Source organism: Bacillota bacterium, assembly GCA_023511455.1.
GTDB lineage: Bacteria > Armatimonadota > HRBIN16 > HRBIN16 > HRBIN16 > HRBIN16.
In genome coordinates, this window is sequence record JAIMBJ010000002.1 from 42,276 (window position 1) to 65,917 (window position 23,642).

20 protein-coding genes are annotated in these 23,642 nt (G+C 59.8%); 5 read left to right on the forward strand and 15 right to left on the reverse strand.

Annotation, left to right across the window (positions count from 1 at the left end):
- Positions 1 to 17 precede the first annotated feature (17 nt).
- From K6U75_01420 to gmhB, 12 genes are all read right to left on the reverse strand, one after another.
- Complete coding sequence (locus K6U75_01420; GenBank protein MCL6473703.1) at positions 18 to 1,133, reverse strand: glycoside hydrolase; 1,116 nt, start codon at positions 1,131 to 1,133, stop codon at positions 18 to 20.
- Between the two features lie 13 nt (positions 1,134 to 1,146).
- Positions 1,147 to 1,770, reverse strand: a complete 624-nt coding sequence (locus K6U75_01425; GenBank protein ID MCL6473704.1) for a Uma2 family endonuclease — start codon at positions 1,768 to 1,770, stop codon at positions 1,147 to 1,149.
- A 39-nt stretch (positions 1,771 to 1,809) separates the two neighbouring features.
- On the reverse strand, positions 1,810 to 3,240 hold the full coding sequence (locus K6U75_01430; protein ID MCL6473705.1) for a sulfatase-like hydrolase/transferase: 1,431 nt from the start codon (positions 3,238 to 3,240) through the stop codon (positions 1,810 to 1,812).
- The gene (locus K6U75_01435; protein MCL6473706.1) at positions 3,240 to 4,274 is read right to left on the reverse strand and encodes a Gfo/Idh/MocA family oxidoreductase; all 1,035 of its coding nucleotides are present in this window, start codon (positions 4,272 to 4,274) and stop codon (positions 3,240 to 3,242) included. Before K6U75_01435 ends, K6U75_01430 begins: the two co-directional genes overlap by 1 nt.
- A complete protein-coding gene (locus K6U75_01440; GenBank protein ID MCL6473707.1) occupies positions 4,271 to 4,618 on the reverse strand; it encodes a cupin domain-containing protein in 348 nt (115 codons plus the stop codon). Before K6U75_01440 ends, K6U75_01435 begins: the two co-directional genes overlap by 4 nt.
- A 45-nt stretch (positions 4,619 to 4,663) precedes the next feature.
- On the reverse strand, positions 4,664 to 6,013 hold the full coding sequence (locus tag K6U75_01445) for a DNA photolyase family protein (GenBank protein MCL6473708.1): 1,350 nt from the start codon (positions 6,011 to 6,013) through the stop codon (positions 4,664 to 4,666).
- Between the two features lie 106 nt (positions 6,014 to 6,119).
- The gene (locus K6U75_01450; protein ID MCL6473709.1) at positions 6,120 to 6,821 is read right to left on the reverse strand and encodes a PEP-CTERM sorting domain-containing protein; all 702 of its coding nucleotides are present in this window, start codon (positions 6,819 to 6,821) and stop codon (positions 6,120 to 6,122) included.
- A gap of 346 nt (positions 6,822 to 7,167) precedes the next feature.
- Positions 7,168 to 8,166, reverse strand: coding sequence for a tRNA (adenosine(37)-N6)-threonylcarbamoyltransferase complex transferase subunit TsaD (gene tsaD / locus K6U75_01455; protein ID MCL6473710.1), 999 nt, complete (start codon positions 8,164 to 8,166; stop codon positions 7,168 to 7,170).
- A 196-nt stretch (positions 8,167 to 8,362) separates the two neighbouring features.
- Positions 8,363 to 8,917 (reverse strand): ribosomal protein S18-alanine N-acetyltransferase, encoded by a 555-nt coding sequence (gene rimI / locus K6U75_01460; GenBank protein MCL6473711.1) that lies wholly within the window; start codon positions 8,915 to 8,917, stop codon positions 8,363 to 8,365.
- 80 nt (positions 8,918 to 8,997) lie between these two features.
- Entirely contained in the window at positions 8,998 to 10,281 is a 1,284-nt protein-coding gene (locus K6U75_01465) for a PhoPQ-activated pathogenicity-related family protein (protein MCL6473712.1), read from the reverse strand.
- 299 nt (positions 10,282 to 10,580) lie between these two features.
- A complete protein-coding gene (locus K6U75_01470; GenBank protein MCL6473713.1) occupies positions 10,581 to 12,062 on the reverse strand; it encodes a hypothetical protein in 1,482 nt (493 codons plus the stop codon).
- Positions 12,029 to 12,607, reverse strand: a complete 579-nt coding sequence (gene gmhB / locus K6U75_01475; protein MCL6473714.1) for a D-glycero-beta-D-manno-heptose 1,7-bisphosphate 7-phosphatase — start codon at positions 12,605 to 12,607, stop codon at positions 12,029 to 12,031. The genes K6U75_01470 and gmhB overlap by 34 nt, the downstream gene beginning before the upstream one ends.
- Before the next feature lie 91 nt (positions 12,608 to 12,698).
- On the opposite strand from gmhB, the gene K6U75_01480 reads away from it, so the two are divergent.
- The 5 genes from K6U75_01480 to K6U75_01500 all read left to right on the forward strand — a co-directional run bounded on the left by K6U75_01480 (position 12,699) and on the right by K6U75_01500 (position 18,714).
- Positions 12,699 to 13,448: a DUF72 domain-containing protein gene (locus K6U75_01480; protein MCL6473715.1), complete on the forward strand. Its 750-nt coding sequence runs from the start codon at positions 12,699 to 12,701 to the stop codon at positions 13,446 to 13,448.
- Between the two features lie 45 nt (positions 13,449 to 13,493).
- Positions 13,494 to 16,679, forward strand: coding sequence for a family 78 glycoside hydrolase catalytic domain (locus K6U75_01485; GenBank protein ID MCL6473716.1), 3,186 nt, complete (start codon positions 13,494 to 13,496; stop codon positions 16,677 to 16,679).
- A 58-nt stretch (positions 16,680 to 16,737) separates the two neighbouring features.
- On the forward strand, positions 16,738 to 17,058 hold the full coding sequence (locus tag K6U75_01490; GenBank protein ID MCL6473717.1) for a DUF1844 domain-containing protein: 321 nt from the start codon (positions 16,738 to 16,740) through the stop codon (positions 17,056 to 17,058).
- Positions 17,059 to 17,168: 110 nt separating this feature from the next.
- Positions 17,169 to 17,735 carry a hypothetical protein gene (locus K6U75_01495; GenBank protein MCL6473718.1) on the forward strand — a complete coding sequence of 189 codons (567 nt, stop codon included), beginning with the start codon at positions 17,169 to 17,171 and terminating at the stop codon, positions 17,733 to 17,735.
- A gap of 1 nt (position 17,736) precedes the next feature.
- Positions 17,737 to 18,714, forward strand: a complete 978-nt coding sequence (locus tag K6U75_01500) for a GNAT family N-acetyltransferase (protein ID MCL6473719.1) — start codon at positions 17,737 to 17,739, stop codon at positions 18,712 to 18,714.
- A 160-nt stretch (positions 18,715 to 18,874) separates the two neighbouring features.
- Here K6U75_01500 and K6U75_01505 read toward each other — a convergent pair whose 3' ends face one another.
- The 3 genes from K6U75_01505 to K6U75_01515 form a co-directional block, all read right to left on the reverse strand.
- The gene (locus K6U75_01505) at positions 18,875 to 19,972 is read right to left on the reverse strand and encodes a DUF935 domain-containing protein (protein MCL6473720.1); all 1,098 of its coding nucleotides are present in this window, start codon (positions 19,970 to 19,972) and stop codon (positions 18,875 to 18,877) included.
- Positions 19,973 to 20,096: 124 nt separating this feature from the next.
- On the reverse strand, positions 20,097 to 21,500 hold the full coding sequence (locus K6U75_01510) for a HEAT repeat domain-containing protein (GenBank protein ID MCL6473721.1): 1,404 nt from the start codon (positions 21,498 to 21,500) through the stop codon (positions 20,097 to 20,099).
- 49 nt (positions 21,501 to 21,549) lie between these two features.
- Positions 21,550 to 23,607, reverse strand: a complete 2,058-nt coding sequence (locus K6U75_01515) for a hypothetical protein (GenBank protein ID MCL6473722.1) — start codon at positions 23,605 to 23,607, stop codon at positions 21,550 to 21,552.
- Positions 23,608 to 23,642: the final 35 nt, after the last annotated feature.

Here is a 23,642-nt window from a genome sequence, read left to right on the forward strand (position 1 = left end):
CCTCCCGATGAAATCTGCTAATGTACTGCGGAAACCTGTTTTGCCTGCCGTATGAAGGCTTCCTCATCTATCTTCAGGCGAAGGGGCAGGGGGTCTTCCCAGAACTTCTGGAAGGCAAAGCCTGCAATGACCCACAGCTCGCCCGGTCTACGCTCAAAGAGATACGGGTAACTCAGCTGTCCACCGCTTTGCTTGGCGAAGGTGATGGGCTTTGTCCATGTCTTGCCGTCGTCCTCCGAAAAGGCAATGGAGAGCTCCTCCCGATGCCACGAGGAGGGGAATTCGGTATGTTGCTTCCAGTCGCTTTTCTGCCACTCACGCCCTTCGGGATGCAGGCGGTTCCACACCAGCACGAGGCGTCCGCTCTGCAGGCGCAGCAGGTAGCCGGGCGAGTTGCTGGCGTCGATGCCGCTGGGCTGGATGATGCGCCAGTACCTGCCGCCGTCAGTGGAAATCGCCTGCCAGAACTGGTCGAGGCTGGTGCGAATCAGCATCAGCAGGCGTCCGTCGCTCAGCTCCGCCAGTGTGGGTTCAAACGCACCATCGTGATGTCCGTGCCCACCCAAATCAATCCAGTTGCTGCGCCGCCACGTCTTGCCCTCATCATCCGAGTAGACCGAGCAGGTAATCAGCCGCCCCGGATTGCTGGTGAGATGCTGCAACGGCGCAACAATCCTGCCCGAACGGGTCTGAATCAGCGCGAAAAAGTTGGGGTTGTAGCCGTCTAACACACGCTGATTGTCAATCCACGTCTTACCGCCGTCCACACTGCGAATCGCCCACACCTCCAGCCGACAGCCTTCTTTCGGCTCCTTGCGCTGTTCGTCCCACTCGAAGTGTCTTCCCACGAAGTTCAGGTACACCATCACCAGCGTCCCTTTCTGGGTACGCAACAGATAGTGGGATGCTGGCTCGTCGTCGCTGACGCCTTCGCACACGGAAGTGGGGTCTGACCACGTTTTGCCGTCGTCTCTGCTCACGCGAAAGCCTTTGCTGTCTACAGTCGCCAGACTGCCATCCTGCAGAACCACAAAGGGTCCATTGCAGGAGATGTCGAGCGGTTGACACAACGGATGCACCCAGCGGGCATCGGAGAAGGAGATGCCGGCTAAAACTGGAAGGAGAAAACACATAGTTGCCACCTCACTATATGATGCCCCACGCTTTCAGCACTTCTATTTCGGGCGGCGGGTTCCACAACCACTCTATCCGCAGCCACAAGCCTGATAGCACCACGCTGCGATATTCGCCCGTCTCTCCTTTCGCTATCAGCACATATTTGCCCGCCTCGTTCCGCACATAAAACTCCGCCTGACGCTTCTGCGGGTCTATCAGCCAGTACTCCTGCACCCCGCCCCGCTCATACTCCGAAAACTTCTGCACGCGGTCGCGCTCCTCGCTCTCTGGGCTGACGATTTCTACCACGAGGTCGGCGGGTCCGTCCAGAAAGGTGTCTTTCAGGCGGTGCAGGTTTTCGCGGCGGACAAACAGGATGTCGGGGGAGCGACCCGGCAAATCCGCGCCCGTCTTCATCTGAAAAGGCTCGTAGCGCAAGACGCCCAGACGGTGGTAGTTCATGTAAAACTGCAAGATGGCAATGAGAAATCGTCCAACATCCTGATGTGGAGCGGAAATAGGGCTCATCAGTTCAACCTCTCCATCCACCCATTCTGCCCAGGTATCTTCGTCCAGCCACTGCAGAAACTGCTCGTAGCTGATTTTACCTTTGGGCAGGGGGCGCGTCGGCGGCGTTATGACCTGTTGCGACATCGGGCATCACCTCGCGATAATTATAGCACACCCAAGTGCTTAGATGCTTATCTCCCGTCGTGGCTGCAGGTACTCGTCGCGTGTGCCGCACTGCTCCAGAAACCGCAGGAACTTTGCGTGCAAGCCTCGGGCGACGTCGGGATATTCACTGGCGACGTTGCGCGTCTGTGCGGGGTCAGTTGCGGTGTGGTACAGCTCCACCTCGTCGCCAGCCACGCTATAAAGCAGTGTCCACTCTCGCTCGTGTATCGTGGAAGGACGTGGCGATAGCACCACGCGCTCGGTTCCGTCCACGGCGCGGCTCATGGTTTCACCTGGCTGGTGCACAATCGCCCAGGAAGTAACGAAGAAGTCGCGCCATGCGACGGGCTCACCCCGAATCAGCGGAAGCAGTGAACGTCCCTGCACCTCCGAGGGTATCTGCACGCCCGCCAGTTCCAGTATGGTGGGCATCAGGTCGATAAAGCCAGTGAACGCCTCATGACGCGCGGGTGTGGTGTGGGGTACGTAGATAAGCAGGGGGATGCGCGCCACCTCATCGTAAATGGGCGAGCGGTGGAAGATGTGCTTGCCGTCGCGCTCCTCGAACAGCGCTTTGCCGATGATGCCATGCTCGCCAAGGTAGAACCCATGGTCGGCGGTAAAGATAACCACGGTGTCCTCCAGCAGGTTCAGGCTCTCCAGCCGCGCCATCAGCCTGCCGAACCAGTAATCCACCATCGTCACCTCGCCGCGGTAGAGCGCGCGGCAGTGGTTCAGTTCGGCTTCGGTCATGAACTCGCGCCAGTACCAGTAGTGCGGGTAGATGACCTCTTCGCCCTCGTAGTTGGGGTCATACAGGTCGGTGTAGTGGCGCGGCGGGTCCCACGGCTCGTGCGGGTCAAAGGTGTCGATATACAGGAAGAAAGGCTTCTGGGTGGCGTTTCGCTCCAGCCATCGCATGGCGGCGTTCACCGTACGGGCGGGGAAGTAGTCCTCCTCGCTGCGACGGTCTGCCACATTGCGCAGGTACTGGCGCAGGGTACGCTCCCCCAGACGACACTTGCGGATGTCGAAGGGGTATTCCACCTCTATGGGGTCGGTGCGCCAGCGATCGTTCTCCTGCCCGCGTATCCACTCGAAGGCAGTGAACCCCCTGTCGAAGTGATACCCGTAGTTCAGCAGGTGGGGAGTGTCGATAATCATCATGGTGGTGTAGCCCGCGTGCGACAGCAGCTCCGCCAGCACCGTCTCCTCGCGCGGCAGGGGCGACCAGTCGCGGTGCGGAAAAGTCCACCTGCCAGTGAACAGGTCGGTGCGGGCAGGAACGGTGGGAAACGAGCCACAGTAGGCCCGTTCAAACACCTGTGCCATCTGCGCGAAGCGGTCCAGGAAGGGAGTGTGTATCTCCGTGCCGCCGTGCACCGTCAGGTTATCGCGGCGGAAGGTGTCTGAGATGAACAGTACCACGTTGAGCGGTTTTGCCGACATCAGGAAATCTCCTCCATTGCTCGCGCCAGCAGGTCTGCAGGACGAACCCGGCAGCCTGTCTGTTCTGATTCGTTGGCGGCGATGGCAACCGCCTGCGTGCGCACCGCCTCCTCGCCACTGGTCAGCGGCTGTTTGCCCTCGCGGATGCACTCCACAAAGTGGCGCAGCTCGGCAGCGAAGGGGTCTACCGGTTCCACCTCCAGTGTCACGAACCCCTCGCTCCATTCCGGCTTTTTGCGCGAGAAGATATGCAAGCCGTTCCAGTTGTGGATACAGCCTTCGGTGCCCTCCAGCCACAGCTTGCGGTAGAAGGCGCGATAGGGCGACATCCAGTTGATGCTGAGATTCGCGATTGCCCCCGTCGTGAACTGCATGTTGACCACGCCCGCGATTTCGCCCTCCATGCGGTCGGGATTGTAGAAGGTCTCGGCAGAGACCCACTCCACCTCGCCGATAAACCAGCGCAGCAGGTCGATTCGATGGCATCCCGCGCTGGCAATCGCGCCGCCGCCCAGCCGATTGCGCTCGCGTGCCCAGTGCCCCGGCGGGATAAACACGTTCTGCAGATGGTCCACCTGCGCCAGAACCGGCGTGCCAAGCCAGCCTTCGTCCAGTAGTTGCTTCGTGCGCCAGTTTTCCGCCTCGAATCGCTCCACGAAGGCGGTCATCAGCACCACATTGGCATCCCGCGCGGCGCGTACCATCGCCCATCCGTCTTCCAGCGTGGTGGCAATCGGTTTCTCCACGAAGATGTGCTTGCCTTCCTGCGCCGCGGCGATGGCGACCTCCGCGTGCAGGTCATGCGGCAGGCAGATGTCCACCGCGTCAACGTCCTTGCGCTCGACCACCGCACGCCAGTCGGTGAGGGCAACCTCAGCCCCCGCGTCTCGGGCGCGTTCTTCCGCCAGCGACTGTTCGACGTCGCAGGTCGCAACGACCCGAATCGCCTCCGCTCCCAGACTCAACATCCCGCGCACGTGTGCGCGGGAGATACCCCCACAGCCGATTAGACCGATGCGAACAGGCTGGCTCATGGTTTCCCTCCTTCATGCGGTGTCCACCAGATGGCGAACGTGCTGAAATCGCGGTCGGTGTGGTTGCGCACGGTGTGGTAGGCATTCGCAGGGATGAAGACCACATCCCCCTCACGGATGACCTGTTCTTCGTCCTCGACCTGCAGCGTGGCTTCGCCCTGACGCACGTAGTAGAGTTTGGCGACAGGAACGCGCTCCGGCTTTTGCACCATACCCGGCTTCAAGACGCCAAAGGCGCATCCGAACGGCGCACCTATCTCTTCGGATGCGAACACGCCTTGCGCCAGGATGGTGCCCTCATGCGCCGGGAAAAGCGCATCTGGCTGAAAAGAGCGGATGAACATCACATCCTCCCCCACTAGAGCCCTCACAGCGCCCTCGTTGCGCATTTATTCTCGGTCAAAGGGGAGATTCTCCTGCGCGCGCTCGCCGAAGAACTGCCGGGCTACCTGCAAAAATCGTTTGCGCCCCTCGTCGGGGGTCACCAGAGGCGATGGGTAGTCTGGGCACAGGCGATGCAGGTTTTCGAGGTCGCCGAGCTGTTCGGCGCCGGCTTGCTGGAGCTCGGGCACGTAACGATGGATGTACTCCGCCTGCGGGTCGAACTTCTGAGCCTGCAGCAGCGGGTTAAAAATGCGGTAGTAGGGCTGGGCGTCCGCCCCACAACCTGCCGCCCATTGCCAGTTGCCCACGTTCATGGCCAAATCGGCGTCCACCAGATGCAGGTATAACCACCGCTCGCCCCAGCGCCAGTCGATGAGCAGGTGTTTGGTCAGGTAGTTCGCCACGACCATGCGCGTGCGGTTGTGGATCCAGCCTTCGCACAGCAGCTGGCGCATGCCCGCGTCTACCAGCGGGATGCCCGTGCATCCCCGTGCCCATCGTTCGAACTGCTCTTCGTCGTGTCGCCAGGGAAAGCCGCGCCATTCGGGGCGCAGCTCCATGTTCACCGTTTCGGGATGGTGATACAGGATGTGGGAATAGAAGTCGCGCCATGCCAGTTCCTTGACGAACTGCTCGCTCACTCCCCAGGCGTCGCGCAGCATCTGCCGCAGCGAAATCATACCGCACCGCACGTAGGGGCTCATGCGCGAGGTGCCCGGTTGAGATGGCAGGTTGCGCCGCTGCTCATACTGCGCCAGTCCCGCGCGCACAAACGCCTGCCAGCGTCGCTGCACCTCCTCTTCTGTCGCGAACCACGACTGCGCCGCCTCGCTCTCGGGCTCAGGAATGGGCACTGTGGGCAATTCGAAGGATGGGGTGTTGATGGCTTTGGGCGCGGGTATCGGCGACAAAGGGCGTACGTTTTCCAGAAAGTGCTTTTTATAGAACTGCGTGAAGGACGGATACGTGCCGTCGGGCAAAGGTGACAGCAGGCTATCGCGAAGCACATGCACCCGGATACCCTTGCTGTTCAGCAAGTCGATCAACTGCTTGTCGCGCTGGCGAGAGTGCGGTTCCACATCTTCACACAGGCGCACCACGTCCGGACGCACGGTATCGAAAAACCGCTCCTGCTCCGTCGATGGCAGGATATATAACCGTCCGCCAACCGCCTCGATGCTGCTTTGCAGCTGGCGCAGGGCATGGAAGAACAGGGCGCGCAGGGTATCACCGTGCTCCTGCTGATTATGATCGTCCAGGAACAAGACGGGGATGAACTCGCCGCGTTCGGCGTCCTGCAGCAGAGGGTTATCGTACAGGCGCAATTCGCGTCGGAAGATGGCTACTGTTCGCACCGGCAAACCTCTTGACCATGCAATCTTGCTACCATTATATACGAATGAAAAGAGAAAAATCCCCCATCACTGGCGTGTGGGGGATGCAACGCATATTTGGAGGCTGTTACCGACGGCGAACGCAGCGAAAACCGAACAGTCCAGCCAGAGCCACTCCCAGAGCGGTCAGGCTGGCAGGCTCTGGCACGACAGCGCCACGCACTTCTACCAGGTCAAACCGATAAGTGCCTGTGGATGCGTAAGAGCTGGTGGAGCGGGCTGCCGTGTACTGCCCGGTGGCCGGGTCAAATTCGCTCACCACACGGAAAGCGAACAGCGGATTGTCGGATACGCCGGCAACATTAGACAGGTCTAACACGACCAAACTACCACCACTACTGTACCAGGTATCTCCACCAGGGGCGACCAACTGCAAACTGTTCACCCAGTTCGTTCCATCCACTGTGTACTGCACGCGGGCGTATTTGGAAGCGGTGTTGCTCCAGCGGAAGTCGAAACGCACCACGATGTCCTTGTAGCCCGTGGTGGGTGTGTTGAAGCGCACGCCTGCGGTGAGGTTATTCGTGCCCTGCGCGGGATAGTTTCTGGTGTTTAAGCCGCGGTTGGGCGAGGCGGTATCCTGGGGTGACCCCGTTGCCCACTCGTGAGTGACGCCGCCGATAAGCTGCAGATTGCCGCCGACTACGCCACCGTCTACGTCAAAATTCTCATCATTGAAGTTCCACAGGGACAGAGTCACCTGCGCGTGCGCCGCCAGTGACAGCGTCAGCACGACAATCGCCATCATAAGGCGTAGAGTAGCTCTCATGCTCTCCGTTTCCTCCTTAAAGATTGAAACTTGCGCCATCAGTCTACAGGATGTTTATTAAATCTATATTAAATATATAAAGAGAGTGCTGGACAGCACCTCGCCGATTTGACGATGTAAAGCGACATCATCTGTCATTCTGCTCGAAGCGAAGGTTCTTCTTATGGCGATGAGATGCTTCGCGTCCGCTCAGCAGGACAGGAACTAGTGACTATCAGTGTCATTCTGAGCGAAGCGAAAAATCTCAAAGACCCGTTTCAGCGGGGCGAGATGCTTCGCTGACGCTCAGCACAGCAGGAAATAGTGACTGTGAGACTGAGTGCATCGCGCCGCGGAACGAACTCCCCTAGCCCGCCAGCGCCTCACTGGCGATGGTGTCGAAGTCCATCTGGCTCTCCCCCGCCGTCAGATACTGGAAATAGCCCGCTGAGGCAATCATCGCCGCGTTGTCGGTGCACAGAATCAGCGGCGGGATCACCAGCTGGTAGCCGCGTTTGCCTGCCTCCTCGCTCATCACCGCTTTCAGGCGCGAGTTCGCCGCCACTCCCCCGCACACCGCGATGCGCGGGATGCCATATTCCTCTGCCGCGCGGATGGTCTTTTGTACTAACACGTCCACGATGGCTTGCTGAAAGCTGGCGGCGGCATCGGCGACGTTCAGCGTGTCGCCCGCCTGCTGCACCAGACGCAACAGCGCGGTCTTCAGCCCGCTGAAGCTGAAGTCGTAGCTGCCCTCTTCCAGCCACGCACGCGGGAAGGCAATGGCTTGCGGGTTGCCCTCCTTTGCCTTGCGGTCGATCGCCGGCCCGCCAGGGTAGCCCAGTCCCAGCAGGCGCGCCGCTTTATCAAACGCTTCGCCCGCGGCATCGTCGCGTGTACTGCCCAAACGGCGGCGTTTTCCATGCCCTTCCACGATATGCAGGTCGGTGTGCCCGCCCGACACGATGAGGCACACGAAGGGAAACTGCAGGTCGGGCGCGGTGAGGAAATTGGAGGCGATATGCCCTTCTAGATGGTGTACTGCCACAATCGGCTTGCCCAGCGCGTAAGCCAGCGCTTTGCCCGCAGATACCCCCACCATCAGCGCACCCACGAGCCCCGGACGGTTGGTTACCGCGACGAGGTCGATATCCGTAAAACTCACGTTCGCCCGTCGCATCGCCTCCTCGATGATGGGTGTCAACCGCTCGACATGCTTGCGCGCTGCCACTTCGGGCACGACACCGCCTGTCAGCGCGTGGATGTCCACCTGCGAGGCAATCAGGTTCGACAGGATTTCCACTCCGTCGCGCACCACTGCGACTGAGGTCTCATCACAGCTGGTCTCGATTCCCAGAACAATCATGGCTACTCCTCCGTTTGACTCACGTCGCCCATCGTGCTATCTTCAAGATAGAGTATACCTGACGGATAAGAGAGATGCGCTGTGAAGGGGTGGGGGCTGGTGCTGGTCGTGCTTTGGGCTTGCGCCGGTGCATCGGCGCAGGTGAAACTGGAACCCCTTCGGCAGGCAGGTTCGTCCAGTACCGCGTCGCTAAGCGCTAGCGACTGGTGGATGAGCCGTCTTGAGGCTTCCCCGGTTCGGCGTGGAGGAGTTTCCAGCGGTTCGCCCGCAGCAGCTGCTGGTATTCGGGGGTTTGCATCTCGGGCGACCACATGACGAGCGCATCTTCGCCTGTATCCGCATAGTAGCCCTTGCGGATGGCGACGGCATAGAAACCGTACTTGGCGTAGAGCCGCTGAGCGGCGGTGTTGGAGGCGCGCACCTCCAGCGTGGCACGGCGGGCGCGGCGCGCGATGGCTACTTCCAGCAACCCCAGCAGCAACCGCTCGCCGATATGCTGGCGTCGGTAGGCGGGATGCACTGCCAGCGTGGTGATGTGCGCCTCGTCCATGATGACCCACATGCCCCCGTAGCCCACCACGCGCTCGCCGATGTGCGCCACCAGATAACAGGCGGGCTGATGGTTCAGCTCGGCGTAGAAGCTGTTTTCGTGCCAGGGCGTGACGAAGCACATCCGCTCGATTTCCATGATTTGCGGGATGTCTTCCGCCTTCATCGGCTCGATCACCAGTTGTGGCACGAAAATCGCCATCACCATCACCCGGGCGCCCGCAAAGTATTATCCCCCTCTCCCACAGCGTGGGAGAGGGGACAGGGGTGAGGGCATCGCGCCTACTTCAGCACCGCCACCACTGGAACCGTGCACACGTGATACTCGGTGCCGTTCACGGTGCCCTGAGCGTCGGCAAACAGCGCGAAGGACATGGCATCGGTGGGCAAGGCGATTTCGACGGTGTATTTACCGTTGCCAGCAGGTTGGGCGTTCTGTGCGGTCCAGCGTGAATTGCGCAGGTCTTTCGTGCTGGATTGCGCCGTCCAGATTTGCACGCCGTCCACCTTACCCTTTGTGGTCACGGTCACCAGCAGCTTGTTGCCCTGGCGCTTCACGTCTGCCTTGATTTCCGCCAGCGGCTGTCTGGATGCCACCGCCAGATAGAACGCCGTCAGGTTGTTCACCACCCGCTGCAAGCCCTCTTGCAGGCTGTGTCCGGCGTTGGGCACGTACATCAGGTACTTCTCACCCGGCAGGTCGTTGAAGTAAAACCGCGCGGCATCGATCACCCAGTAGCGGTCGTTCGCGCCGTTGATCACCATCTTGGGCATCTTGAACCGCTCGCGGTAGGAGTAGGGGTCGACGATGGCGGTCAGCGTCTGCCCCTCCGCGGTGGAAAGCATCTCCGTCAGCCCTTTGGTGGAGTAGTCGGCAATCATCTCGCTGTACTTACCCCAGGTCGCCACCTGATGGGGCAGCTGCTTGGGGAAATTCAGGATGTCGTAGACCAATGGGGCGATGGCGCGCACCCGCTTGTCCACCGCCGCGGTCAGCCAGGTAGTCCAGCCGCGCTTCGAGCCGCCCGTCACCAGAAACTCTTTGACGTCGATGCCCCACTGCTTTTTGGCAACCTCCTGTACGGCGGTCATCGCCCGCACCGCGCTTTTGGTCATCGGCAACAGGGCGGGCCAGGTCACATCTTTCGATTTGGCAAACTCCACGAAGGTGTAGGAGATGAGCGCATCTTCCGTAAGACCCCCGAAAAGGGGCTGGTTGGGCACGTCGTTCAGCACCACACACAGTGCGCCAACTTTGTTTGCCACCTGCCCAAAAGCCGCCAGCTCCTGCCATCCGCTGTTGCCGGTGATATACAGCACGGCGAGTTCTGGGGTCTTCAGCTGGGACGGCTTCAGGATGTACACACGGTGTTTCCAGATGATGTCGCGCCATTTTTGCGAGGTGAGACTCACCTCCAGCGCAGTGATGCCAGCCATTTCGCGCGTGTTCACAATTTGCCAGCCGTAGGTATTATCCTCGGCAGCCACATAATCATCCAGCGGCGTCGCCGAAGCCATCAGCGCTGCGAACGCGATCAGCATGGATACAAACGACCATCGAAACATCGAACCACCTCCACTTGTATTCTCTCGTTAGCAGCTGACGATTCTGCAGGGGAGGAGGTTTACCCTTTTTGTTGGTTTACCAGTTACGCAGTGGAAAGACTGTTGAGATGTTTGTGGCATCAAACGACATCCGCATTGTCATTCTGGGCGTTAGCGTTGTCATTCTGAGCGTTAGCGAAGAATCTCTGAGACCCTTCGCTGTCGCTCAGGGCGACAAAGGAGAGATGCTTCACTCCGTTCAGCATGACAGGACAGTATCTCTGCAATCGCTGAAAAAGCATGGCTCGCGCCACACTCAGTTAGCGGCTGACCAGGCTCAGCTGCACCTGCAGCTGCCGTTGCTGATAACTCCACAGGATGCGCGGCTGGATGCAGTGCGAGGGAGGGCTTACCGCCAGCTGCCAGTCGCGCCATCGACGGTGTTCGACATCCCACATCCCCAGCACGTCGACGCCCCAATCACCTGTCCACTGCAAGCGAAACCGGGCTTCGCGGCGCGTCTCCAGTCGGTCGGACACAAACGGGCTGCTGCCGCTGGTCGCCGCCAGTGCCAGCCCCGCTCCTGCCTGCAGACGCTCCCCAGCGTTCCAGTAGATACCCCACTGTGCCCGCACCCAGCCATAGCCCTCTGCACCGGTATAAGCACCTGCCCTCGCATCCAGAATCACATCGGTGCCAAACTGGCTGCCTATCTGCACAGTCGGAGATTGCCATCGCACGAGAGCAACGGCTCGACTCGCGTTTACCAGCGTGGGGCTTTCTCGGAGCCGACCCAACTTCCACTCCGTTTCCAGCAGACCACCAGCAAGGGGGGCGACCGTCTGGTAACCCAGCTCCACGCCCCGCAAGTAGAGGTCGGTACGCTGCAAGTTTTCTACGGGTGAATTCGCCCGCAGGGAGAGGTACACACCCTGTTTGCTTTCCGTGCGGACGAGCGTGCGCCAGCTGGAGGTGCTGACGGTTTCCAAAAAAGATACTCCCGGTCGTTCTGTGGGTTCCAGGTGGGGCAGGGGCTCCTGGTCGCCCGGTTTATCCAGCCGACGCAGCAGGTCTATCCGAATCTCGGGGTCGTGGCGGGTGAATACCCGTATGCCATATCGCACCTGCCCCCACCGCTGCGACAGGAGGTCTCCATAGGATAACATCACCCCCCGTCGGCGCGAGAAGCCGATTTGCGGCAACAACGGCTCGCCCGGCTCCCTCCTGCCGATTCGTCGACTCAGGTACGGTAGCGTAATCCATTTGTGTCCCCATGCTGTCAAGGACACCCGGCGGGCGCGCACCCGCAGAGCACTGCTCAGGCTGAGTTGACTGGCGGACAACAGGAAGTGGGGAGTTTGCTGGTCACAGGTGGTCAGGGTCACCTCTTGCATGTTCAGCGTATTGGCATCGGATTGCAGCGAATTCGCGGTGATGAAGATGCCCTCTATTTCGCCGCGAACATCGGATAGTTCGCCTTCAAGTGTCTTCAGGTTAAAACGCAGGTGGGAAGCCCGAAGCGTGCCCCGTTCATCGGAGAGGAGCACATCTCCCGTAGCCGTTATCCAGCCGGTTTGCAGGTCGCCCTCCATCCGCTGCGCTCGCACGCTCCGGTTGCCCCACTGCACTTCGGCATCCCCCTCGGCGATAAAACGCTGGAACTCCTGCGCTTCCACGCGCTGTGCCAGCAACCGCCAAGCCTCGTCCTCTGCGGAGGAGGGTGCAGAAAGGCACAGCAGAAGCAGGGCGGCACACCAGCAGGTACACGCTATTCGCAGCTGTTCACCTGATGCAGGATCCACTCTGCCGCTCCCTGCAGGTCTGGCGCAACGTGGTCCGGAGGATGTTGCTGTATCTCGGCGGAATCCAGCATCTCCGGTTTCACATGCCCGCTCAGCACCAGCACCGTCTTTACTCTCGCCGCGCGTCCTGCCACAATGTCACGCCACGAATCACCCACAAACACCGAACGCTCCAGCGCGATGCCGTGTGCCTGCGCCGCTCTCAGCAGCAACCCCGGTCTGGGCTTTCGGCAGTCGCAGTTGTCGGCGTCGTCGTGCGGACAGTAGTAGAAGGCGTCAATACGTGCTCCGTATTCACCCAGCATCTGCTGGAGCCGCTCGCTAATCTGCTCCAGGGTTTGCATGGTGTACAGCCCTCGTGCCACCCCCGACTGGTTGGAGCAAACGATGACAGGCACCCCCGCCGCATTGAAACGGGCTATCGCCTCTGCCGAGGAGGGAATCAGTTGCAACTCCTCCGGTCGCGTGACAAACTCCACCGGATCCACGTTAATCACGCCGTCTCTGTCCAAAAACACGGCAGGACGAGCCTTTTTTTCGCTCAACCGTTCACCTCCTTTTGCTGTTCTCCACAAGGACTATATCGGAGCTGAGGGCGAATCGTCAAGAGGATACCACAGGCGGAGGTGAGCTCGGATGGCACTGCGTGTGCTGATCGGCACTTCTGGCTGGAGTTACGATCACTGGCGCGGTATCTTCTACCCCCCCGAGCTGGAGCGCAAAGGGTGGCTTGCCTTCTACGCGCGGGTGTTTCCTACAGTGGAGATTAACAGCAGCTTCTACCGTTTGCCTTTTGAAAACATGGTGCTCCGCTGGTACCAGCACACGCCGGAAAGCTTTGTGTTTGCTGCCAAGTTTTCGAGACTGGCGACACATGTACAACGCCTGCGTGATTGTCAGGGAATCGTGCAGCGTTGGCTGGAGCGTGTCCGTTTGCTGGAAAATAAACTGGGTGTGGTGCTGGTGCAGTTGCCTCCCGGATTGCACAGGGATGTCCCGTTGCTGGAGCAATTTCTTCACCTGTTCCCCGAAGGGATTCACGTCGCGGTAGAGTTTCGCCATCCTTCATGGGAGTGCGATGAGGTGTACCAGATGCTCCGCACGCTGGGTGTGGCGCACTGTACCATCAGCTATCCCCGCTACCCGACGGACTGGACGGTGACCGCCCCATTTGCCTATGTGCGCATGCACGGCGTGACGCGGGCGTACGACTACTGTTACAACACCGAAGAACTGCGCGAACTCGCCAGACACATTCGGCATCTGCTTCGCGAGGTCGACCGGGTGTTCGTGTATTTCAACAACGATACCAGCGGCTACGCCCCCGATAACGCCCGCCAGCTGCAAACTATCCTTGCGATGGAATCGGAGGTTGCAGGAACCTGACCGGTGGAAGCGAATAGCCATATCATCAACGGGCAAGGAGGAAGGATGAAGTTGCGAACGGAATGGTTGTTTGTGCTTGTGTTTGTGCTGGCACTCGCGCTACCCGGCGAATCGAAACGCCGTCTGAGCGTCACCCACCTTCTCACGGAGTGGCTGGAAAACCCGCTGGGGATTGATACCCCTCAACCGCACTTCAGCTGGCAGATACAACATGCCGACCGGGGTGCCAGCCAGAGCGCGTACCAGATACAGGTCGCCAGCAGACCGGAGCTGCTGCGCGATGGCAAGGCGGACATGTGGGACAGTGGCAGGGTGGATTCGCCGCAGAGCCTGCACATCCGATATGAAGGAAAACCTCTGCAGAGCCGAACCACCTACTACTGGCGCGTGCGAGTGTGGGACCACAACGGCGTGACCAGTGCCTACAGCCAGCCCGCCACCTTCGAAACCGCCCTGATGGACGCCAGCGAATGGCAGGCAAAGTGGGTTGTCGTGCCACGAGGGGGTGGAAACGGCTGGCACTCGCAGTTTGCGGATAGAGTGGACGTTACCAAGTGGGTTCAGATAGACCTGCGCCAGCCGGTGGAGTTCCAGCGGGTGGTGCTTTACCCCGCCAGACCGCACAACTGGGTGCGCGACGAACCCGGCTTCGGCTTTCCGGTGCGTTTCCGCCTCGAAGCCAGCGATGAACCCGATTTTGTTCAGCCGCGTCTCCTTGCCGACTACACACAAGCCGACGTGCCGAACCCGGGCGCAGGTCCGTTTCCCATCGACGTGGGCAATCAAAAAGCGCGCTACGTGCGACTGGTCATCACCAAACTGCACCATCCCGCCGATACGCGCCCGCTGGCAGCGCTTGCGGAAATGGAGGTGCTCGACTCCGGAGGCAACAACCTCGCCCTCCACGCTGCCGTGACCACCGACAGCTGGAACATGGACAGCATCGAAGAGAACGACTGGAGCCGGGCGATGCTCACCGATGGGATACGCGAATCGCGTCCTTCAGACAGGTTTGCCCCCATGTTGCGGCGCGAGTTCAAGGTGAACGGAAGGGTCAGGCGGGCTCGCGCCTACGTGACCGGTCTGGGCTACTACGAGCTTTACCTCAATGGACAGAAAGTGGGCGACCGCGTGCTCGACCCACCTTACACCAACTTCCACAAGCGCATCTACTACAGCACGTATGATGTCACTCCCCTGCTGCGGCGGGGCGATAACTGCGTGGGCGCACTGCTGGGCAACGGCTGGTGGAAAGGCAAACCCCACTTCCTGTTACAGATGTATATCGAATACACCGACGGCACGGAGCAGATAATCACCAGCGACGGAGAGTGGCGCTGGGCGAAAAGCCCCATTCTGGACAACAGCCTGTATCACGGTGAAACCGTTGACGCCCGACTGGAACAGCCCCGCTGGTGCGAGCCCGGTTTTATCATGCAGGAGGGCGTTTGGCAAAAAGTGTTGGTGGGCGAAATGCCAGGGGTTACCCTTTCTGCCCAGATGATGCCGCCAATTAAGGTCACTCAAACCCTCAAGCCGAAGTGGATTAGCGAGCCGCGCCCGGGGGTGTTCGTGGTGGACTTCGGGCAGAACTTCTCGGGCTGGTGTCGGTTGCGGGTGAAGGGTGCGCCCGGAACCACCGTCACGCTCAAACACGCCGAGGTGCTTTTCGAGAACGTACTGGTCAACCAGCAGAACCTGCGCAGCGCACGAGCCACCGATACCTACATCCTGAAAGGCGACGGCGTGGAGGTCTACGAGCCCCGCTTCACCTACCACGGCTTCCGCTACGTGCAGGTAGAGGGCTACCCGGGCACTTTGACGCGCGACGACATCGAGGGACGGGTGGTGCATACCGCCTTCGAACAGCGGGGACAGTTTGAATGCTCCAACGAGTTGCTGAACCAGATCCAGCGCAACGCCCAATGGGGCTATCGCACGAACTGGCACAGCATCCCCACCGACTGTCCCCAGCGCGACGAGCGACAGGGCTGGATGGGCGATGCCCAGATGACCGCCAACATGGGGCTGTATAACTTCACCGCTGAGTCCGCTTACGTCAAGTTCCTGCGTGACATCGCGGACGCGCAGGGCGAGGACGGACGGATACCCGACACGGTGCCGCACGTGTGGGGAACCAACCCGGGCGACCCGCAGTGGGCAGGTGCCTATCTCTTCATCGCGTGGGATATGTACCGCCACACGGGCGCAAAGCACCTTCTGGAACAACACTACGAGGGCATGAAGCGTTACGTGGAGATGCTGCGGCGCGAGGCAGGCGACAGCCACATCCTCACCCGCAACAACTACGGTGACTGGGTGGCGGTGGTGGAGACCCCCAAAGACCTCATCTCCACCGGCACCTATTACCTGAGCGTGAAGACGCTGGCGGACATCGCGCAGGTGCTGGGCAAGTGGTCGGACGAACGTGAGTATCGCGCCCTGTGTGAACGCATCGCCGATGCCTTTCACAGGCGATTCTGGAGCGCGGAAACCGGTTACTACGGCAACGGCAGCCAGTTCTCCAACATCTTCCCGCTGTATCTCGGCATCGTGCCCAAAGAGCACCAGCAGAAGGTGCTGGAGCACGTGATACACGACATCACGGTGAACCACAAAGGGCACCTCAGCACGGGCTTCATCGGCACGCGCTACCTGCTGGACACTTTGACCATGTATGGGCGAGCAGACATCGCGTATCTGGTGGCGTCGCAGGATACCTACCCCAGCTGGGGCTACATGGTGCGTATGGGTGCGACCACGATATGGGAGCTGTGGAAGTACGAGGTGGGACCTGGCATGAACTCGCACAACCATCCCGCCTTTGGACTGGTCAGCGGGTGGTTCTATGAGGCACTGGCAGGGCTTCGCCCCGACCCCGTGCGGGGGGACTGGGAGCATTTCACCGTGCGTCCGCACGCCGTCGGAGACCTGCGCTGGGCACAGGCTTCCGCAGACACCATGCGCGGCAAAGTAGCGGTGCGCTGGGAGAAACGTCCCGATGCTTTCCTGCTGAGCGTGGTCGTGCCTGTGAACAGTTCAGCGACGGTGTACATTCCCAAAGCGGGCATCGCCACACCCGCCCTCATCGAGGCAGAAGGTAGAGTGTGGAGCAAAGGCTCATTCAACCCCAAGGTGCCCGGTGTGAAAAGCGCACGTGACGAGGGCGAGTGGATGGTGGTGGAGATTGGCTCTGGCGACTATCATTTCAAGCTACACGCAGACAGATGAATAGTTGCCGTCCCGCAGAAGGTGTGATATAATCGGTGAAACTGCGGGAGGTGCTACCATGGAGGAGCAGCAACAGTCGCAGTCGGAACAGACCACGCAGGAGCAGGCACGCCAGGAGCCGGTGGATGTATTGACGGTTGCTTTGTGGATGATTGAGGAAATGCAGGCTCAGGCGTGGATTAAAATGGGGTTATGGAAAGACCCTGTGCTGGGGGAATTACGTACGGACCTGCCGCAGGCAAAAATCGCCATCGATTGCGTGGCGGCGCTGGCGGAAGTGCTGAAACCGCATATCTCGGACTCCCAGCGCCGCGATTTAGAGCGATTGCTTACTGATTTGAGGCTCAATTTCGTGCAGCGCAGGGCAGCGGGAGAGTAGCCGAACACACGGAGGGCGAGGCTCCCTCCGTGCCGTTGACACCAGCAACGTGGCGCATAGTGCTGGCGCCACTGCACTGCGAAGTGAAAAGAGGTAGAGAGGAGGCGACCATGCATCGTTCGCAAGAAGGCGCGGAAGTTCGCTGGTTACGCGCGCAATGGACACGCTATTATCTCATCCGACACTGTTATCTGTGGGCGGTTCGCGGGGTCAGGGCGTTTACCGCATGGCTGAGGGATGGGATGTCTCTGGTGGCGCATTGGGTTCTGGAGCGCACCGACCCTCTGGCGCAGTGCCAGCGCCAGCGCGAACAGTTCCTTGCCTTTTATGAACAGTACGAGCAGCTGGTCGATGTGCTGTGCTGGGCGGCGCGCGACACCGTGCATGACGGCTGCGACGAGAAGTACCAGCAGGTAAGGGACTGGATGTTGAAACACTACGCCCCTGTGCGTCGCGCGATGGCTCCCGTCATCCGGCAGGTGCTTGCCGAAGCAGATGGAAACCCGCAGGAAGACCCCTTTGAGAAGCTGTTCGCGCCCGCGCACGTGATGCAGGTTATCGAAAGCGACGGGGGCGACCTGCTGGGGCGCATTATCCTCACGCGCGACATCGTGGCTCGCTATGACGCTCATCTGCGGGCGAAGATAGAAAAGTACACCAGGCAGGTAGTTCACTGAGATGCGGATACGCCCCTTTCGCATCGAAGACCAGCAGGCTGTTCTGACGCTGTGGAACCAATGCATGGGAGAGGCATTCCCGCTGGATGCCCCGCTGTTTGAGCAGAACGTGCTGCGGGATGCCCATTTCGATCCCGAAGCGGTGTGGGTAGCGGAAGACGTAACGGGCAAACTGCTGGCTTACGCACACGCCAGGGTATGCAAAGAGCCGCTTGGCTCGGCGGGCATGATGCCCGAACAGGGCTGGATCGGCGCGCTGGCGTTCGTGCCCGACGAGCAGGGTCAACAGGCGGCGCGCCAGCTGCTGCAAACCGCGCTGGACTGGCTGAAGAAGCAGGGCAGGAAGCGGGTGAACTACGGCTCCGACCCCGCGCACTTTTTCCCCGGCGTGCCGGCGGAACAAACGCTGCATCAGCAGCTGCTGCGGGAAGCAGGCTTCGCTATCAGCGAGCACGTGGCGGTGGATTTGGTGCGCGAGCTGGCAGACTATCGCGTGCCCGAAGAGGTGGAGGCAAACCTGCATCGCCTGCGCGGGGAGTACGTCATTCGTAACTGCACTCAGGAAGACGTGCCCGCCCTGCTCCTTTTCTTGCAGAAGGAGTTTCCGGGCAGGTGGTACTACGAAACCGTCAAGCGGCTGGAGGTGGAGGATACCCCGCGTGACATCCTTATCCTCGTGCAGGGCGACGAGGTGGTGGGCTTCTGCCACACCTTCCATCGCGGCTCCAAACGCATCGGTCCTTCCATCTACTGGCGCAAACTGCTGGGTGAGGCGTATGGGGGACTGGGGCCTATCGGTCTGGCGGAGAGCACGCGGGGCAAAGGTCTGGGGCTGGCGTTGCTGTGCAAGGGCGTGGAATATGTGCAGCAGCAGGGGGCGCAACGCATGGCAATTGACTGGACGGATTTGGTGGACTTCTACGGCAAAATCGGCTTCCGTGTGTGGAAGCGGTATCACTCCTCCTCGCGAAACCTGTAGGGGCGACCCAGTGGGGCGCCCCAGTCTTCACTTTTGCGGTGAGCTAGCCGTTCACCACGCTTAGTCCGCCCCACGCCGTCAGGAAGTTCTGGGCTATCGTGAGCGTCAGGCTGTCCACCGAGCTGCGATTCGCGCCGTTAAACACGGAACACCCGCAGATTTACCCGTCTTCCGCCTCTTCTCGTTCCACCCATACGAAGCGCGGTACCTTCGCCCCGGCGAAGTTCAGCTCCACCAGCCGCCGGAACAACTGCTCTTCCATCACCTGCTCCGCAAGGTCACGGCGCAGGGCGCGAAAATAGAGCTGCATCACCCGATAATGCACCCTGCCCAGCGCAAGCGAGCCGGTTCGCATCCCTTCGTCCGTTGCCAGCGTCTGCCCCAGAATGGCGCGGGCGATTTCGCGGTTGTGGAACTGCACCGCCTGCAGGTACGCCGCCCCGATGGGCGACCTGCCCTCCATGAGCTCGATCTGCACGTCCTCGGGTAACACCACCGCCGTCTCCTGCTGGATGCGGTCCAGCACCCGCAGCAGCTCGCGCCGCTCCTCTTCGGGCACGTGCCGGGGCACCACCCCCTTCACCGTTGGCGCGCCGAACTTCTCCAGCGACAGCAACCAGAACTTCAGCAACAGCTGCTTCGCCCACCAGTGCTTGTATGCCGACCGCAGGTCGCTGCGCCCGTACGGCGACTCGTAGCGGCTGTTGTAGGCATACAGCACGAACTTCTCGGCGGGAAGCGGCTGCTCTTGCCCTCCCGGCATCCGCAGATACAGCGACTTCAGGTTGCGGTATTCGTCGATCTCCAGCCGAAACAGGCGTGGAGGCTTGCTCTTGATGCTTTGCCAGATGACCCTGCCGCGCCAGGGATCTTGCTCGCACAGCGAGTAGTTAATCTCCTGCACGGAGTAGCCGTGAGCCAGCGCGTCCAGCGCGTTTAGCAGGATGCGTGTTACCGAGCCGCGTAGCTGCCCCAGCGCGAAGCGCACCAGCTCCGCCGCCTGCTGCGATGGCTCGTCCTCGCCGTCCGGCACCACCTGCCAGTCCGCATCCAGAATGCCGAACTTCTTGGTGGTCAGCGCGGACTGCACCTGCGCGTCGGTGAGCATCTCGTCGTACACCCGCTCGCCGCGCGTGCGTAACAGGTCGTCTTCGTCCACAGCGGTGCCTGAACGAAAAGCGGCGGTGATTTCCACCGCCGCCTGCTCTCTATCCAGCCCGCGCCGCCGCACGCGACGCCACCACGATGAGATGTCCAATCTCTTCACCTCCTGCACGATTTTTGCTGGCACCCTGTCCCCCCGCGAACGCCGCGACAAGTACTCCCTCGCCTGTGGTTCAAGAAAGGAGGTAGGCAACACTACCGGCTGTGCCTAAACGGTACTATTGCCCCCGGATTCGTTCTATCGCCTGAACGAGCGCTCTCCTGACCGACCCAACCGTCTCTTGGTCGGCTCTCTGCTCCAGTTCTGGCAGTATCCTGATCGTGCCCGAACTCTCAATCGCTTTGGCAGCCGAGTAACGCACGTTCGCGTCCGGGTGCTTCAATAGATTCATCAGCGCCGCCTCAGCGCGCGCATCCCTTAAATAGCCCAGTGCATCGGCGACAGCGGCGAGAAATTCGCTCTCTTGCTGCAAATCCGCAGCGGCTATCAGGGCATCCACCGCCTCCGGGCTACCAATCTGTCCCAGCGCTATCGCTGCAGTGCCACGCAACGACCATAAACGCGCGTGATGCATCAGGTCCTTCAGTAGTGGAACGGCCTCCTTGACTCGCCACTCCCCCAGTAGTTGAGCAGCAACTCCCTGTACATCAACACCACGGTCGCTGCTCGGGGGAGCCGCCAGCGCACGCAGCAAATAGGGTATTGCTGTCGGTCCTACGCACTCCCGCAAGATTTCCCGCTGCTCGAACTTGCCGCCAAGGTCAGCCATTGAGTAAATGATATCCTCGATCGCCTGTGGTAAACTCTTTCCTTCCGTGCGCATTTGCCAGTATACCAAAACCGGGTCAGGTTCTCGTGCCTCAAGGGGTATGAAAGCAGCCGGCACACTGGCACAACCCGCCTGGTAAGGCGTGAACCTTGCCAGCTCACGCTCCAACACAGGCATCGCGCGTCTGTCACCAAGCCATGCAAGCGCTCGGATGAGGTGAATCACCCACGGATTGCCGTCCCACCAGGGGCGGTTGCACAGGTCAGTCAGGACAGGTACTGACTCCTGTGCCCCAACTGCAGCCAGCGCGCGCGCTGCCTCCACCACACGCTCAACATAGTCTATCACCTCGTCCGACTTCTCCCATGGCGGCTCCGGTGACTGCACCCAGCGTATCATTTCCCGAACGTAGGCGTCTCTACCCTTCGCCCGATAACGGATGCGCTCGATGGTCAAATCGATAACATGCGCTATCTGCTTCTTGCTGGAATAGTTCACACCGCCTTGGCGATACTGCGCCGACATGCTTTGCAGGGCAGGGATCATCTCTATCCCCCCACTGTCTCCCAGTAAGCGGAGGGCGTACAGGCGGTTGAGCCCGGATATCCCTACTTGCGGGAGTGGAGGTTGCCTCTTCTCTAAACCGTAACATGTCTTTGGGTCCACATAGAAGAGCAGCTTCGCGGGTTGATTTTGGGCAAGAATGTACAGTTCAACCCATTCGCGAGGCGTCTCCGGCAGTACCAGGGCAGGCATGCGCATCCGCTGCGGCAGCTTTAGCGGGGAATCCGCCATGCCACAGTGACACGCAAGCGCAGATAACATCCACAGCATGAATGCCAGACGTTTCATGGTTTTCCCTCCTCCGAGAGCAAGCGTGTTACGTACGAACCGACGTCCCTCAATAGTCTTGCCGTCCGCCAACAGACCAGTCTTGTATGTCAAGCTCGCCAATGGTGTACGGTGAGCTACTACCAGGATCTCCCCACTCACCCCACAGCAAGGATAACATCTCGTAGTCCGCGATCACTCTATGGGTTGTGTCCTTGGTGAACCAAATCGCAATGCTATACGCGTGCTGGTGGGAACAATGGTATGTTTGTTTGTATTTGGACTCGAACCCATCATTCAGCAAGTCTCCATCGAGGTCACCGTCAAACCAGTTTTTAGAGCCGGGTTTCCAATCCGTAAAATTATTCTGACGGGTTCCCCCGATGTCTTCAACCCGAAAGCTATTCCAACCTCGCTTGAACATGTCTCTGTGCGCATACTCGTGAATTGTGACTCGAGCCACGAGGTCTACGCCACCCGCGGTCAGCCCTGCGTTGGCCGTATATAGATTGAAGTCGTCATACACCCTCACGGTTGGGACTTCAAAGATATAAATTCTCCCACGGTATGCCTCTTCATAACGATGCTCAGGCGGCGCATAAGCCCCTTGCCAGTATAGAACTGCTAGGATGATATGCGGTCTGTCGCGTGGTAGTTCATCCAGTAATTCTCTAAAAGGCTCTGGGGCATAGTGAACCACGTATTGCCCCGCCAGATTTGGGTCAGTCTTGTTGAAGCCATAACGATCCAGTATATGTCCCCAGTGACCGCGGCGATTGTCAAACCAGTTAGGCGGCTCGCAAGTACCCGCTATGCTGGCACCCCGAGCCGGATCTATTTGCTCGTCGTAATAGTACCGGTGAAACCCAAGGATGCATGAGGAATATTTCGTGTCCGTGATTTCTTCAGGAGGCACCGGAGGGGGTAGTGGTGTCCTCCGAAAGGTGGCGTCAGCTTTGAACGGAAACCTCCTGTGCTCTTCTTCCGTTGTAATTGGTACGAGAATATTCCTACCAGTAAATCGTCCCCAAGGGGTAGTCCAGTGTACTTCGGAATCCGCTAGCTGCCAGCAAGTCCCCAGTCTTGCCGAGGCGACAAAGTTTATGGCGAATTGCCAGCCTGCGGCTGACGCAACAGGAGTACCGCCAATAGGATGCGCATGTGCAGAAATGTGCAACGTGGGTGTGTTTACTATCTTAAAACGGATGACAGCAGTTACCGGTTCGTCTTTACGGGACTCTACAGGCGAACTGTCCACAACCGTACACTCCACTATCACCTCCTGCTCTGTTTGCCATGGATACAGCTCTTCGGGATAATACTGAGCGCTATGCAAGTTTCCAGAGCCTGTCGCAGGAACAAGAGCCCCTCTGCCCGAACGCAGTTGCCAGTAACACACTAAGTTCTGAGGTACTTCGCGCTCTCTGTTGGGGGGAAATCGCGTGCCATCTGCCGCAACAACCTCGACAAAATCATAATCGACGGGTACTACCTTCAGCCCAATGGGGGCAGGGTCGAATACTGCATCAGCAAAGTTCTCCAGTATCTCTGTGCCATGCTCGTCCGTCATTATGGCAGGATACCGTGCGAGAATCCTTATCGGTTCTCCTTTTGCATAGAATTTTGGCAACCTGGGGGCAGCAGTGAGCACAGTCGCTTCTGCTTCAACACGAAACATCCATGGACCTGAGTCCGGCAGGAATAAGGTGAAAAACTGCCCTGTCCAAACCTCCTTCCAATACACTATCGGTTGTGCCTCATCCTCACGCAGCGATTCAATACGTACCCGGACAGGTTCGCCTTCCCACGCCTCAATTTGAATCCTGCCGCTAGCGGAGTACCCCTCACTCGGTGCGGGCAGACGTGGCAGCGTGGGGTCAAACGGCTCCGCGCCCACCTGTCCAAAGTTGCGCTCCACAATGCCGAAGTCAAACAGGGTCACTTCGCCATCGCCGTCGAGGTCAGCACGCGGATCCCAATTGGGGTCGCCGGGCACGCTTCCCATCGCGCTAACTACAATCCCGAAATCAAAGAGGGTGACTTCGTTATCGCCGTCGCAGTCGCCGTTGAGCAGGGTGATGTAGAGGTCTTGGGCTTGCAGGGGGGAGACCAGCAAACACAGGCTCACCACTGCCCACGCGATAAAGGGGGGGGGTATAAAAG

Bases quoted from the DNA above. Each gene is read 5' to 3' on its own strand.
- rimI (MCL6473711.1), bottom strand. From the start codon at position 8,917: ATGGCGATTTTCGTGCCACAACTGGTGATCGAGCCGATGAAGGCGGAA.
- K6U75_01485 (MCL6473716.1), top strand. From the start codon at position 13,494: ATGAAGTTGCGAACGGAATGGTTGTTTGTGCTTGTGTTTGTGCTGGCA.
- tsaD (MCL6473710.1), bottom strand. From the start codon at position 8,166: ATGATTGTTCTGGGAATCGAGACCAGCTGTGATGAGACCTCAGTCGCA.
- K6U75_01430 (MCL6473705.1), bottom strand. From the start codon at position 3,240: ATGTCGGCAAAACCGCTCAACGTGGTACTGTTCATCTCAGACACCTTC.
- K6U75_01435 (MCL6473706.1), bottom strand. From the start codon at position 4,274: ATGAGCCAGCCTGTTCGCATCGGTCTAATCGGCTGTGGGGGTATCTCC.
- K6U75_01480 (MCL6473715.1), top strand. From the start codon at position 12,699: ATGGCACTGCGTGTGCTGATCGGCACTTCTGGCTGGAGTTACGATCAC.
- K6U75_01465 (MCL6473712.1), bottom strand. From the start codon at position 10,281: ATGTTTCGATGGTCGTTTGTATCCATGCTGATCGCGTTCGCAGCGCTG.
- K6U75_01420 (MCL6473703.1), bottom strand. From the start codon at position 1,133: ATGTGTTTTCTCCTTCCAGTTTTAGCCGGCATCTCCTTCTCCGATGCC.
- K6U75_01425 (MCL6473704.1), bottom strand. From the start codon at position 1,770: ATGTCGCAACAGGTCATAACGCCGCCGACGCGCCCCCTGCCCAAAGGT.
- K6U75_01510 (MCL6473721.1), bottom strand. From the start codon at position 21,500: ATGAAACGTCTGGCATTCATGCTGTGGATGTTATCTGCGCTTGCGTGT.
- K6U75_01500 (MCL6473719.1), top strand. From the start codon at position 17,737: ATGCGGATACGCCCCTTTCGCATCGAAGACCAGCAGGCTGTTCTGACG.
- K6U75_01490 (MCL6473717.1), top strand. From the start codon at position 16,738: ATGGAGGAGCAGCAACAGTCGCAGTCGGAACAGACCACGCAGGAGCAG.
- K6U75_01495 (MCL6473718.1), top strand. From the start codon at position 17,169: ATGCATCGTTCGCAAGAAGGCGCGGAAGTTCGCTGGTTACGCGCGCAA.
- K6U75_01450 (MCL6473709.1), bottom strand. From the start codon at position 6,821: ATGAGAGCTACTCTACGCCTTATGATGGCGATTGTCGTGCTGACGCTG.
- K6U75_01440 (MCL6473707.1), bottom strand. From the start codon at position 4,618: ATGTTCATCCGCTCTTTTCAGCCAGATGCGCTTTTCCCGGCGCATGAG.